Raw genomic sequence first — 13,408 nt, forward strand, 5'->3', positions numbered from 1 at the left:
AAAAAATAAATATTTTCTATTGCGTCGTTTGTCAGAGGAAAGGGTGTTTCGTATGACAAAAAAGAAAATAGAAGATTTCTTAACAAACTCCGAAAAAGAGGAATTGCTAGAAAACTATAAATGTTTACGAGAAGCCCGCACAAAAAGCGAAGCTAACTATTTTGGTGAAGCAGTAGACCATCTATTAAATAAAGCAAAACAACGAATTATTAAAGATGCAGGCATACATGATGAAAATGCAGCAACTGTGCAGTCAAAGAGAAAAGCACTGTTTTAGCTAAAACAGTGCTTTTTATTACGGCATTTTCACATTACTTTCACATCTATTTCACAAATATACGTACTCCAGTATGGTAAGCTAAGTATATCCTTTTCCAAGGAACTATATGCCGATATATAAATCCCTATCTCTGTAGGGATTTTTTATTTTTTTTAAGAAAAGAAGCTCAGCGTTCAAACACTCACCTCTTCCCTTCTAATCTTCTAATATAGATTCAATTTGTTTCATATCCTGTTCATTCAATACAACATCCACCGCTCTTACACTTTCTCTTATTTGCGCTGCCCGTTTCCCGCCAGGAATAACAGTATCAATTCCTTCTTTATTTAATAACCATGCTAACGCTAAGTGAGATACTTCAATATTATTTTCTTTAGCTAAGTCTTTTAACTTTTCCACTTTCTTAAAGTTACTCTTATATGTATTTTCTTCAAATAGATTTACACTTTGGCGCCAATCGCCTTCATTCAATTTTAAATCTTCTGTATATTTACCGCCTAATATTCCAAAAGCAAGAGGTCCATACGGAATAAATGAAATACCTGCTTCAATACAATACGGCAATAATTCTTCCCCAGCAGTGCGATCTAACATATTGTAAGGCGCTTGTACAACATCTATATCTCCATATCGATTTGCTTCTTTTAATTGTTCTACACTTACATTTGAAATCCCAATTGAACGAATTTTCCCCTCTTCTTTTAAACGGGTAAGCTCTCCGATTGAATCTATATAACTTATTTCAGGATTTGTAAAATGTAAATAATATAAATCAATATAATCTGTCTGTAATCTTCTTAAACTATTCTCCACAGCATTTCTTAAATAACTTGGTTCATTATTAATATGAACCTCTCCATTTAATAACGGCTGTATTCCACCTTTTGTAGCAAGTACAAACTCGTGGCGTTTTCCCTTTAATACTTCTCCTATCAATTCCTCTGATCTACCGAAACCGTATGAATCCGCTGTATCAAAAAATGTAATACCTTGCTGAATAGCTTCTTCTATTAATCGCTTTCCTTCTTCCTCATTCACATCAGTGTATAAATTATGTCCCCCTACTGCATTCGTTCCTAACCCCAACTTAGAAATATTTAGTCCTACCTTTTGCAATTTTGTGTACTTCATTTTTTCTCCCCCTATATTTCTATGTTATAGTGCAAATAACTTAACTTATACGAGCAGGTGAAAAAATGCGTACTCTCTATCATCCAAATCGAGAAGAAATTCAATTCTCTTCTGTCTTATATGCACTTAGCGATCAAATTCGTTTACAAATTGTAACTATGCTACTAGAGAAAAATGAACAATCTTGTGGTGCGTTAAACATTCCAATTGCGAAATCAACTTTATCTCACCATTTCAAAGTTTTACGTGAATCTGGTGTGATGTATACGCGCCTTGAAGGAACACAACGTTTCATTTCAATTCGTGAAGAAGACTTAAATGCTAGATTCCCTGGCTTATTAAATGTCTTATTAAACGCGACAGAACCATACTAAAAAACACCTCATATAAATATGAGATGTTTTTTAGTAATTACTATTCTTTTAATAAATCTATTAATCCATTCCCTTCAGATGTACGTTCATACCCTAAAGGTACAGTCCTTTTTATAAGTTGCGCGTATATTTCCGGCTCTGATAATTTTCTACCATACTCTCTCTCACACTGCTTTATGAGAAGTGCTAGTGCCCCAGCGACATGTGGCGTCGCCATTGAAGTACCACTTAATATCGCATATTTCCCCTCTGGATACGTAGACAATATTTCATCACCTGGCGCTACTAAATCAATTTCTTGATTTGAATTACTAAAGTATGAAATTTTCCGCTCTAAATTAACAGCACCTACTTCAATTACTTCAGAATAAGCACCTGGAAAATCTAATTCTGAAGTATCATCGTTACAATCTCCATCATTTCCAGCAGCGCATACGACAAGTACGTCTTGTTTTACTGCATTTTGAATAGCTTCATGTAATTCTGGTACATCTTGCGGACCACCAAGTGACATTGAAATAATTCTTACTTTCTCTTTATTCGGTCCTCTCCAATTTACAGCATAATGAATGGCCTCAATAATTTGCTCATAGCTTCCAGAACCATCTCCAGCTAATACTTTTAAAACTAACATTTTAGCAAGTGGTGCTACACCTAATACACCCACTCCGTTTTCGGTTGCTGCGATTGTCCCTGCTACATGAGTACCATGGCCATTATTATCAAGATAAATTTTCGAATCACCTTCATAATCTTTCGTGAAATTTCTCCCACCAATAATACGATCTTTTAAATCTACATGATTTACATCACAACCTGTATCTAAAACAGCAACGACAATGTCTTTTCCTTTCGCGCTCTTTTCCCATACTTGCGGAGCATGAATCAATTGTACACCTGGTGGAATTTCATTTACTTGTTCAACCACTTTATTTACAGTAAACGGAATTAATTTAATGCCTTTTTGTTTATTCGCTGTACTACTATTCATCGTAATCCCTCCTGAAAATATATAATTTTCATTTCAGACCACTATTGAATGCGTTTAGATTTAACATTCGTTTTATTCGTTCCATTTCCCTTCCTCTCAAATGTTTCTCAATAAACAAAAGAAAAGGACCCATTATGGTCCTTTTCTTTTTCAGTTTTTCAAAAGAATAATATAAAGTGAAACTATAATCAGTGGGGGGGGTGTTCATCCCCCACTGATTATTAGCCCTCACCAATCGGGCTTTTACGGGCAGTTGATCTCCCACCTAACTTCTTTGCTTCAGCCGAGTTTTGAGGTGGGAGTTTTACTGCCCACAAATAGCGGGATAAATTAAGACTAAATCTTACTCTTGTTCAAAAACTGCTCAATTTCTTTTATTACATGTTTTGCACCTTCTATACTAACAGTAATGTTTCCATTTGCTAATGAAATATTTTGATCTGAAACATCACCTGTTATTTGACAAGCATTGTAAGGCTGATATTTTTGTAAAATGACTTTGTCTTCTTCTATAAAAATTTCAAGTGGTGATTTGATTTGTATTCCTAATACATCCCGTAATTCTTTAGGAATAACTATCCGTCCCAATTCATCTACTTTTCGAATAATTCCTGTTGCTTTCATGTTACTCCCCCCTTACTCTCTATTATTTTTTTCACCTCGCTATTTTCATTTTATCACTATATATTTGGTAATGCCTTACTCTTTTTAGAAAATATAGTACAAAAGTTAAAAAAACACATTTAACGAATATTCAATCTTTCTTTCAATTGTTTTAAATAACGCGATCGTATAATTAAGAAGTATACAACTTGAATACCTACGAAAATACTTAATACAATTGTATTTTCTTTAAACAGTGAGTACTCAAACATTTGTCCTAACGCAGTTAATGCTACTGCCCCGTGTAATGTTGCAACTCCAACTGGAACGAAGAATAAAAGCGCTAAGCGGATTGTGACTACTTTCGATAATTCCCCTCTCGTCAATCCAACTTTTCGAATCATTTCAAATAAACGAGTATCGTCCTCCAAATCTGAAAATAAACGGAAGTAAAGGAAGCTTCCTGCACAAACGAAAAATACAATACCAATAAAGAAACCTACAAATAAAATGGGTCCTGCGATTTGTAGACTTTGATTTTGATCGTACTCTTCTGCACTAAACGTTGCATGTTCTTGATAAGGCTTAATCTGATTCGTAAGCTCTTTACCAACCTCAATTTCATCTTTAGCGGATTGTGTTTTATACATATAATCTTTTTCTTCTTTAAATCCATCTTGTAATGAATCATATTGATTTTTAGAGATTACATACACATTACCTCTTAGTGTTTTACTTAATGAAGAAGTATTAACTTTTTTCACATTTAAAGGTTCATTCATATTTGGTAAAGTAATTTCTTTTCTTTCTTTCATCGGTGGTCCGGGTATTTCGACTGACAAAAATAAAGCCTCTTTATTTGATACAGTATTAAATGGTTCCCCTGTTAACTTTGCATATTCTTTATAATCTAATTCTTTTATAAAAATGGCGCTTCTTAACGACTGCTCCTCCGTTTTCTTCGATGAAATATTTATTTTTGAAGCTGCTATATTATGTTTCTTTAATCCTTCGTCAATGATTTTCAGATGCTGTGGCTCATTGCTATTCCCTTGCTTAGACTGATAGTGAAACGCAATTGGTCTGTCCATAATTTCTTTCGTCATCGAAGCAAACCCAACCAATGTACCTATTGCTGAAAATGCTACTGTTGAAATAATCGTTACAATAAAGAACATTCTTGCGTTATCTCTCATACGGTATGCTAAATCTGACAGAGTAATAATATTTGTCTGTGTCCAATAGAAACGTTTACTTTTTTTACATAGTCTAATAATAAAGACGCTCAACTGCTTGTACAGCAAATACGTACCAATAATGACTACCGTTGTAACAGGAATCATCATTATAAATACCATTGCACCATGTGACATAAGAGCTCCTGCATAACCAGCGCTAAGCAATACTACTGCTAATATAGAAGAAATTATAGATGCCTTCGGTTCTGGCTTCGCCTCTGCTGATCCTCTAAACAATTTCATAATTTTATTTTTACGAACCATTCCTGCACTAAACAATGAAATGATCATAAATAATACGAAAAACATAATACTCGTTACAACAATTGCTTTCAGCGGTATGTAATAGGATAAGGAAATATCTAGCTTTAATATCATTGGGGCTACAAAAATTAATATTCCTGAAAATAACATACCTGAAAGAATTCCGAAAATAATTGCCCCTATTCCAATCATGATATTTTCAAAGAAGATAAGACGCTTTAATTGATATTTCGTCATACCTAGCATCATTAAAATTCCTAGTTCACGCTTTCTCGTTTTCAAAAACATTCCCATTGAATATAAAATAAAGAAAAATGTAAATAAGTAAATAATGGACTGTGCAAAAGACATACTTATGAATACGTACCGTCCTAATTCTCCCGCACTTAATGCTGGATGGAACGCAAAAAATGAATACACAAAAAAGGCCATAATTGCAAATGCACTACTCAAAAAATAAGCTGAGTATGTTCGTCTATTTCGCGTTACATTTCGAACTGCAAGTTCTCTAATGTTCATACTACTTCTCCGCCCTTCTACTAACTATGCTTTTATATTAGTAAAGTTCGGAAATACCTTCCATCGATTCAAATGACAAAAACCTTACATTATTGAAAGGTTTTAAACAATTGCTTATATAAAACAGTTTCATTATAATGACTACATTCATACACGCATCCTATTGTATATTCGTTAGTTTTGCGAAATAATAAAGGATAGAAGTATGTACCAATATACATATAAACTTATTTACCGCTTTAATATGAATAGGAGGAAAACATAATGACATTACAAGAACAAATTATGAAAGCATTACATGTTCAGCCTGTAATTGATCCGAAAGCAGAAATTCGTAAACGAATTGATTTCTTAAAAGATTATGTAAAAACTACAGGTGCAAAAGGATTTGTACTTGGAATTAGCGGCGGACAAGACTCTACACTGGCAGGACGTTTAGCACAGCTTGCAGTCGAAGAAGTTCGTAATGAAGGTGGTAACGCAACGTTTATCTCCGTACGTCTTCCATACAAAGTACAAAAAGATGAAGATGATGCACAATTAGCATTACAATTTATTCAAGCTGATCAGTCTGTTGCTTTTGATATCGCTTCAACTGTTGATTCCTTCTCAAATCAATACGAAAACTTATTAGGTGAATCATTAACAGATTTCAATAAAGGAAACGTAAAAGCACGCATTCGCATGGTTACACAATACGCAATCGGCGGACAACAAGGGCTACTCGTTATCGGAACTGATCATGCTGCTGAAGCTGTAACAGGTTTCTTCACAAAATTCGGAGATGGCGGTGCAGATTTATTACCATTAACGGGATTAACGAAACGCCAAGGACGTGATTTATTACAAGAATTAGGTGCAGACGAGCGACTTTACTTTAAAATGCCAACAGCTGATTTATTAGATGAAAAACCAGGTCAAGCTGATGAAACAGAGCTAGGCATTACTTACGATCAATTAGATGACTATTTAGAAGGTAAATCCGTTCCAGCTGACGTTGCTGAAAAGATCGAGAAGCGTTACAAAGTGAGTGAACATAAAAGACAAGTACCAGCGTCAATGTTTGATGATTGGTGGAAATAGAACATAAAAAAGAAGCTAATCTCATTTAGCTTCTTTTTTATACGTTAACGATATACCCCTACTCTTTTCTCTAATAAATCCTGCAAGCAATCTTCATGTTGTTTATTAAACAATGGCGGCATTTTGTCTAAAGGGAAAAACTGCAAATCTAACGTTTCATCACCGTCTATTTTTGTATTCCCTCCAACGATTGAAAACTTAAAGAATATTACAATTGCCTGTGCCTGATCTCCATTCGGATATGTTTGAAAATATTTCGTATACACACCAATGAGCTCCTCAATTTCCACATCATATCCTGTTTCTTCTTTTATTTCTCGAATCGCAGTTTCTGCCGCAGATTCCCCGATTTCCATTGCACCGCCTGGAAATCCCCAAGCATTAAAGTCTCCTCTTTTTTGCAGAAGCACTTCACCAAATTCATTAAATACACAACCTCCTGCAAAATTCAAAATAACATAATCATGCCCTATTTTTTCACGTAATTCCTTTATATAATTCGCCATCTGCTTCTCCTTTTTATCCATCTTCCATTATTCTTTTTTATCTTTTTCAAGCAATTCAATAATCCGATCTAACTTCTGATTCATATTAATCACATGTTGTTTTTTCATAGTGTTGTTTTGCAATAATCTTTTAATGAACAGAGTAAATGATACAAAAAATAAAACGATAAGTCCGATTACTAGACAAAAATATATCAATGCAAATATATTATTTTCGAACAAATTCATTCAGCTATCACATCCTCTATTTTCAATTATTTTATCACATAATTCTAAATAGTCACTAGAATTATAATCAAACGCAAAAAGAGCACCTTTTAAAGATGCTCTTTTTCATTAATACGTAAATGTAATTGTCGCTAATGAATAACCTGTCATTGCACTATATGGCGCAACTTGATAAGATACACGCTTTGCACCTTTTGGCCAAGTTATTTCATTTAATACTTTCTTTATATCTTGCATCGTTCCATCCATTGACTGCTTATATCGTACTTCTACTTTTTCTGGCTTGGAAGCAAATTGTTGCTGTAATTTTTTCTTAAACTCATTGTAATTTTCCGCTCCGTATTGTGCAGATAAATACTTTAAATTTGTTTCTTTTAACATTTGTTCATATACAGCAGTTTTTGAACTACCGGCTTTTATTTTGCTTGTTAATTCGTTGAAGTAGCTTGTAGTTGCCGCTGGATATTCACTACGATCCCATTCATGGTCTTTGCTTAACTGTTCATCAGACATATTAAAATATGAATATGTTACGCGCCCAGCTTTATCAGGAACTGGATCATCGAATGTAGTATCAAGGTGGTACCACTTGTTATCAATGTTCACTAAATTCCATGCGTGAGCTTGTCCGTTCCCTGTACCTGTTACAATATGATTTTGAATACCTGCTTCTTTTAGTAATTGATATGTTAACAATGTATATCCTTGGCAAACGGCAGAACGATTCGCTAACGCTTCATACGCTGTATATGCTTGATAAGAAGTATCATATGATACTTCTTTCACAACATAATCATGAATAGCTTTCACTTTTTCATGTTCATCCATGCCTTGTTTAATGATAGAATTTACAATTGCTTTCGCCTGAGACTTTACATACTGTGTTTGCTCTTTTGATTCACGATACTTCACTTGTAATGTAAATGTATAATTCCCTGGCATCCCTTTTATAGAATATTTAGTAGACGCTACATTATATTTTACATACTCATCAGCATCTACAATTTTATTAAACTCGCCATACAATTGGTCCATAATATTTCTAGCATTTCTATCTTTTGTTTTATATGTGATTGTAATATTTTCTTCTCTATTATCAATCTGTTTTTTTAATTCTTTTCTGAAATCATTTAACAACTTTGCATCTGATTGTGTTGTCACTGTAGTCGGATTCGTAGCCGCATAAGATACAGCTGACGCCTGTAAGCCTCCCATTACTATAGTTGAACAAAGTGCGGCAGCTGTCACATACTTACTTGTCTTTCCCATCTTGTCACTCCTTACATTCTATAACTATACAAAAAAGTATCGTATAGTTTCAGAGTATACAATACTTTTCAAAATAGGTCATATGAGATTATGCATATTTACTAATTAACATCATAAAATGAAACTTTATCATAGGGGAGGTTTTCTTATCTCCCACTGAGTATTAGCCCTCACCAATCGGGCTTTTGCAGGATTAAAAAAGGTTGTTCTTTTAGAAAAAGAACAACCCTTTTTTTAGCAAGTTTGTAACACACAGCATGTATTTTCAAACTGGCGATTTTTCAAGTCTTCATTTCCAATACAGAAATAAAGCATTCCTAAATCTCCCCACATCATATTACAATTTTTAGTATCTGAATCAATTTGGAATAAGAGCGTCATATGCTGTGGATCTATCCCCATATATTGTCCAGTCTCGTCCAATACCTCATCTTGTACAGAGAATGGTTCTCCAAACATTTGATGATTATCATAGTTGTCTGGGATTAGCTCTTCAAGTAATTGCAAGAAACGATCTGAATCATCCTCATCTTCAATGAAAAGCTCTGGCAATTTATATGTCAGTTCAAAAGTAATTTTACACTGGTTATATTTCGCTTGTATTTCATCTGCTCTACGTAATTGCTCTACAGGGATATCATAATAAAGTACACGTCCAGCTTCGGTTGGATCCACATCTTCTTCAAAGTAATTTTCAATACTAAAGAAATATAACATCCCTGTCTTAGGAAGTTTGTGATCCATACCAACGTTTTGTAAATCACTTAAATTAAACTGTGCGATAAACCGTAGCGGATTCTCTTTGTATGTTGGATATTCAAATGTATTTGGCAAATCAGGAACTCCGCCCATTTTTGAACTACCTTTTTCGATTGTCTCCTGCTCCTTTGGCACAACTTTTATACAAGGAAATATAGTATTTACAAGCTCCTGTTTCAAATGTGTTAGTTCATATTTATCAATTAATACTTCAATTTTTTGTTTCATAAATTCTCCTTACATTTACATACTTATTTGTATCATAGCACAAAGATTATACTCCGTTCATTGTAAATTCAACAAGCTCAAGAAAAAACGGGCTCTTCCCTCGTACGCGAACAAGTTTAAATAAGCATAGTATACATTGTTCCTACAAACATGATATCTCATAATTTCTTACAGTATACTTTCCCTCGTTCATTTTCACTTTTAATATAAGGAGGAATTCCACATGGGTTACGGATATAGTTGCGGTGGTTACGGCGGTGGTTACGGTTACGGCGGTAGTTGCGGCGGTGGTTGTGGTTATGGAGGTTTCGCTTTATTAATCGTTTTATTTATCCTTCTAATCATCATTGGAGCTAGCTGTTGGGGCGGCTTTGCAAGCTGCTAGTAAACTTAAAAACTATTGTAAAAAAGCGCGTACAATACGTGCTTTTTTGCCATTTCAAAATTTACTTATATGAAAGGGAGTATGTTTATGAAGATTGATGGTGTTTTCGAGGGAGGTGGTGTACGGGGAATTGCACACGTAGGGGCAATTTGCGCGTTAGCCGAAAAAGGTTATGAATGGGAGCGTTTAGCTGGAACATCAGCCGGTGCTATTATCGCAGCGCTTTTAGCAGCAGGATATTCTTGTTCCGAATTAAAAACTATTGTAACAGACATTGATTACGAAAAATTCACTAAAAAAACTTTTCTTGATAGAATCCCTTTTATCGGTAAAGGATTAAGCGCTTGGTCTACTCTAGGTATTTATTCAAATGTATTTCTCGAAGAATGGCTAGAAGACCTGCTTAGAAAAAAAGGAATTCATTTGTTTACAGACTTACCCGATTTGAATAAACTCAAAATTATCGCTTCAGATATAAGCAATGGTAAAATGGTCGTCTTCCCCGATGATTTACCAAACTACGGCTTTTTAAATTATCGCTTCCCTATCGCTAAAGCAGTAAGAATGAGTGGAACCATTCCTTTCTTCTTCGAACCAGTGAAATGGAGAACACCAAAATGGAAACAACCTTGTTATATGGTTGACGGCGGTATTTTAAGTAATTATCCAATTTGGATTTTCGATTCACCGACTTCTCCTCGCTGGCCTACCTTTGGATTTCATTTTGTAAAAGATGAGATTCAAGCTGATCCCGCCCACTATGAAGAACCTATTTCCATGTTCAAAGGACTATTTAAAACGATGATGCAAGCTCATGATTTACGTCATTTAGATAAAGAATCAAAGGCTAGAACTATTACAATTCCAACAGGAACCATTACCAGTACTAATTTCCAACTAACTAAAGAAGAGAAAGAATGGCTCTATAACTCTGGTTATAATGCCGCTAATAAGTTTTTACAATCCTGGAACTTCAGGCAATATGTTGATGAATATAGAGACGGAAATCAGGATCGAAAAACAAATCGGTATTTCCGTCAACTTGACTCATAATTATATTATTTTCCCTGCCACACTTTAATAGTAAATAAGCCTAATAATATAGTACATTATTAGGCTTATTTACTTCTTATGTACTCTCCTATTGTTTAAGGATAAGTTAACCCCTCTGCTTCTTCTGCGGTAATTACTATGTAACGATTTCCAGTTCTTAATCCTAATAATTCTGCTTTTTCAATTGCATCCTGTTTTGTTTCCGCATAAGCAGCTAAATATTTATCTCCATCAATCATTTGGCAAATCACATATTGTTTCATGGTTTTCTCCTTTTACCCTTTAATTAATTGCGCGATCTTTTTTATTCCAACTTCAATTTCTTCTACAGTTGCATAGGAATAAGAAAGACGTAAAAATTGGTTAGCACTTCTATCATACAAAGTGCCTGGGTTTAATAACACCTTTTCTTGCAAAGCTTTGTCAAATAAACTACGATTCGAAATTGGTAGATTTATATGTAGCCAAATGTAAAAGCTTCCTACTGGCTCATGCCAAGTTGCTATTTCACTACAATACTTTTCTAACATACTTATCATAAAATCTCTACGTTTTTTCAATTCACTTCTTACAAACTGTAAATGTTCATCATACAATCCATTTTTAAACCACTCCGCTGCAATCTGCTGGGATATAGAACTTGAACCATAATCAGTTTGCATTTTTATATCTGCTAATCTTTGAATAACTGATTCTGATCCAACAACCCATCCAATTCTTAAACCAGGACTAATGACTTTGGACATACTTCCAATATGTAGCACGATACCATTTTTATCATATGTCTTTAAGGGCTTTGAAACTGGTGCATCGAACCATAAATCTTGATATACCGCGTCCTCAATAATAGGTAATCCAATTTCATTACATATCTCCATCACTTCTTCCCTCTTCTTAGCGTTCATACTAAAATTGGTCGGATTATGAAAAGATGGGATTGTATATAAGATAGATGCGTTAAATTGTTTCTTATATTTTGTGATATAGGAAGTATTTATACCATTCTCATTCATTGGTATTCCAATCAAGCGCATTCCTGCTGATTGAAATACATTAAGCGAATATAAATATGATGGTTTTTCTAATAAAATTGACGCTCCTTTCGGAAGAAGCCCCATAGAAATAAGTTGCAATGCTTGAATTGCCCCTGAAACAATTAAAATAGAGTCAGGAGATACATATACCCCATGCCCTTTTAAATATTCCGCAATTTTTTCTCTTAAATGGAGATTTCCTTTCGGTTCCTCATACCCAAGTGTAACATTTGATTGTAAAATTTTATTAATAATACCCTTCATCTTTTTCTCAGGCAAGAGACTCGGTGAAAGTTCACCTGTTCCTAATCGAATTACATTAGGAGTAAATTCAGCTTGATTAATCTCTTGTACAGCAGGAAGATTCGGATAATGAAGTCCTGTTTCTACATAAGACTGCCAGTTTGGAGGCGGAGCATATGTAGAAGTACTCTCACTATTATTTATAACAATTGTTCCCTTCCGGCCATTCCCTTCAATATACCCTTTTGCTACTAATTCATCGAAAGCCATTACAATTGTACTTCGATTCACTTCAAACGTATGCGCCAAATCTCTTTGTGAAGGTAATTTAGTTCCAACTGTCCATTCCCCATTAACAATTCTTTTTTTTATATAAGATTCTATTTGTTTATATAAAGGAATAGACGAAGACATATTAGGTTTCCAAACGAGCCTTTCCATTATATCACCTCACATACTTTATGGTTGGTAACCTATCCAACCATATGGATGGATACAAATTTTCATTTCTTCTATACAATATACACTATCATAACTAATCACATTAAGTAGGAGGTAATATGATGAGTGAAGCAATTATTCACGGTATCATCCTTGCATTTGGTCTTATCATTCCATTAGGTGTCCAAAATGTTTTCGTCTTTAATCAAGGCGCTAGTCAACCAAATATTTGGCGAGCTGCTCCTGTAATCTTGACTGCATCTATATGTGATACATTATTAATATTAATTGCTGTACAAGGTGTATCCCTTATACTCCTTACTTTTTCTTGGTTAACAACTACTCTGTATATGATTGGATTTTTCTTTCTTATGTATATGGGCTGGGTTATTTGGAGAAGTGATCCTTCAAATGATGTAAAGCAAGAAAAAAGCATGCCTTTAAAAAATCAAATTATTTTCGCCGCATCGGTTTCATTACTAAATCCACACGCAATTTTAGATACAATTGGTGTAATCGGAACAAACTCTATACAGTACATAGGAAGTGAGAAATGGGCTTTCACTTTTGCAACAATTATAATTTCTTGGATTTGGTTTATTAGTTTAGCTTTTGCTGGCAAATTTCTAAAAGGATTAGACTCGACAGGAAAAACGATTACAGTATTAAATAAATTTTCAGGGCTAATCATATGGGGCTTCGCACTTTATATGTTAAAACAAGTTGTTTTGCCTAACTAATTAAAGAGAATTGCATGTTATGTAATTAGCATGCAATTC

Annotated in this window: 16 protein-coding genes; 6 read left to right on the forward strand and 10 right to left on the reverse strand. The window is 34.2% G+C overall.

Features of this window, described 5'->3' with window-relative positions:
* Positions 1–52 precede the first annotated feature (52 nt).
* Complete coding sequence (locus MKX77_RS14440) at positions 53–277, forward strand: hypothetical protein (protein WP_199671649.1); 225 nt, start codon at positions 53–55, stop codon at positions 275–277.
* Between the two features lie 198 nt (positions 278–475).
* Here MKX77_RS14440 and MKX77_RS14445 read toward each other — a convergent pair whose 3' ends face one another.
* Complete coding sequence (locus MKX77_RS14445) at positions 476–1,411, reverse strand: aldo/keto reductase (protein WP_341307016.1); 936 nt, start codon at positions 1,409–1,411, stop codon at positions 476–478.
* Positions 1,412–1,476: 65 nt separating this feature from the next.
* Here MKX77_RS14445 and MKX77_RS14450 point away from each other — a divergent pair, with 65 nt between their 5' ends.
* The gene (locus tag MKX77_RS14450; protein ID WP_341307017.1) at positions 1,477–1,785 is read left to right on the forward strand and encodes an ArsR/SmtB family transcription factor; all 309 of its coding nucleotides are present in this window, start codon (positions 1,477–1,479) and stop codon (positions 1,783–1,785) included.
* Positions 1,786–1,825: 40 nt separating this feature from the next.
* On the opposite strand, the gene MKX77_RS14455 is transcribed toward MKX77_RS14450, so the two are convergent.
* The 3 genes from MKX77_RS14455 to MKX77_RS14465 form a co-directional block, all read right to left on the reverse strand.
* On the reverse strand, positions 1,826–2,776 hold the full coding sequence (locus MKX77_RS14455) for a serine protease (RefSeq protein WP_341307018.1): 951 nt from the start codon (positions 2,774–2,776) through the stop codon (positions 1,826–1,828).
* 336 nt (positions 2,777–3,112) lie between these two features.
* Positions 3,113–3,400 (reverse strand): AbrB/MazE/SpoVT family DNA-binding domain-containing protein, encoded by a 288-nt coding sequence (locus tag MKX77_RS14460; protein WP_341307019.1) that lies wholly within the window; start codon positions 3,398–3,400, stop codon positions 3,113–3,115.
* Between the two features lie 119 nt (positions 3,401–3,519).
* Positions 3,520–5,400, reverse strand: a complete 1,881-nt coding sequence (locus MKX77_RS14465) for an ABC transporter permease (protein WP_341307020.1) — start codon at positions 5,398–5,400, stop codon at positions 3,520–3,522.
* 264 nt (positions 5,401–5,664) lie between these two features.
* Here MKX77_RS14465 and nadE point away from each other — a divergent pair, with 264 nt between their 5' ends.
* Complete coding sequence (gene nadE, locus MKX77_RS14470; protein WP_341307021.1) at positions 5,665–6,483, forward strand: ammonia-dependent NAD(+) synthetase; 819 nt, start codon at positions 5,665–5,667, stop codon at positions 6,481–6,483.
* Between the two features lie 44 nt (positions 6,484–6,527).
* On the opposite strand, the gene MKX77_RS14475 is transcribed toward nadE, so the two are convergent.
* The 4 genes from MKX77_RS14475 to MKX77_RS14490 form a co-directional block, all read right to left on the reverse strand.
* Positions 6,528–6,989: an NUDIX hydrolase gene (locus MKX77_RS14475; RefSeq protein ID WP_341307022.1), complete on the reverse strand. Its 462-nt coding sequence runs from the start codon at positions 6,987–6,989 to the stop codon at positions 6,528–6,530.
* A gap of 27 nt (positions 6,990–7,016) precedes the next feature.
* A complete protein-coding gene (locus tag MKX77_RS14480) occupies positions 7,017–7,217 on the reverse strand; it encodes a DUF4083 domain-containing protein (protein WP_002141377.1) in 201 nt (66 codons plus the stop codon).
* A 108-nt stretch (positions 7,218–7,325) separates the two neighbouring features.
* Complete coding sequence (locus tag MKX77_RS14485; protein WP_044444241.1) at positions 7,326–8,486, reverse strand: transglutaminase domain-containing protein; 1,161 nt, start codon at positions 8,484–8,486, stop codon at positions 7,326–7,328.
* A gap of 234 nt (positions 8,487–8,720) precedes the next feature.
* Positions 8,721–9,473 carry a YwqG family protein gene (locus MKX77_RS14490; RefSeq protein WP_341307023.1) on the reverse strand — a complete coding sequence of 251 codons (753 nt, stop codon included), beginning with the start codon at positions 9,471–9,473 and terminating at the stop codon, positions 8,721–8,723.
* 223 nt (positions 9,474–9,696) lie between these two features.
* Between MKX77_RS14490 and MKX77_RS14495 the strand changes: the two genes are divergently transcribed.
* Together MKX77_RS14495 and MKX77_RS14500 are read left to right on the forward strand one after the other, a co-directional pair.
* Complete coding sequence (locus MKX77_RS14495; protein ID WP_341307024.1) at positions 9,697–9,858, forward strand: YjcZ family sporulation protein; 162 nt, start codon at positions 9,697–9,699, stop codon at positions 9,856–9,858.
* Between the two features lie 87 nt (positions 9,859–9,945).
* Positions 9,946–10,911: a patatin-like phospholipase family protein gene (locus tag MKX77_RS14500; RefSeq protein WP_341307025.1), complete on the forward strand. Its 966-nt coding sequence runs from the start codon at positions 9,946–9,948 to the stop codon at positions 10,909–10,911.
* 95 nt (positions 10,912–11,006) lie between these two features.
* Here MKX77_RS14500 and MKX77_RS14505 read toward each other — a convergent pair whose 3' ends face one another.
* Together MKX77_RS14505 and MKX77_RS14510 are read right to left on the reverse strand one after the other, a co-directional pair.
* Positions 11,007–11,174 carry a DUF3933 family protein gene (locus tag MKX77_RS14505; RefSeq protein WP_000816387.1) on the reverse strand — a complete coding sequence of 56 codons (168 nt, stop codon included), beginning with the start codon at positions 11,172–11,174 and terminating at the stop codon, positions 11,007–11,009.
* 12 nt (positions 11,175–11,186) lie between these two features.
* The gene (locus tag MKX77_RS14510; protein WP_341307026.1) at positions 11,187–12,629 is read right to left on the reverse strand and encodes an aminotransferase-like domain-containing protein; all 1,443 of its coding nucleotides are present in this window, start codon (positions 12,627–12,629) and stop codon (positions 11,187–11,189) included.
* A 122-nt stretch (positions 12,630–12,751) separates the two neighbouring features.
* Between MKX77_RS14510 and MKX77_RS14515 the strand changes: the two genes are divergently transcribed.
* Positions 12,752–13,369, forward strand: coding sequence for a LysE/ArgO family amino acid transporter (locus MKX77_RS14515; RefSeq protein ID WP_341307027.1), 618 nt, complete (start codon positions 12,752–12,754; stop codon positions 13,367–13,369).
* The last annotated feature ends 39 nt before the right edge of the window (positions 13,370–13,408 follow it).

It is taken from the genome of Bacillus sp. FSL R9-9410 (assembly GCF_038050385.1).
Taxonomy (GTDB): domain Bacteria; phylum Bacillota; class Bacilli; order Bacillales; family Bacillaceae_G; genus Bacillus_A; species Bacillus_A cereus_U.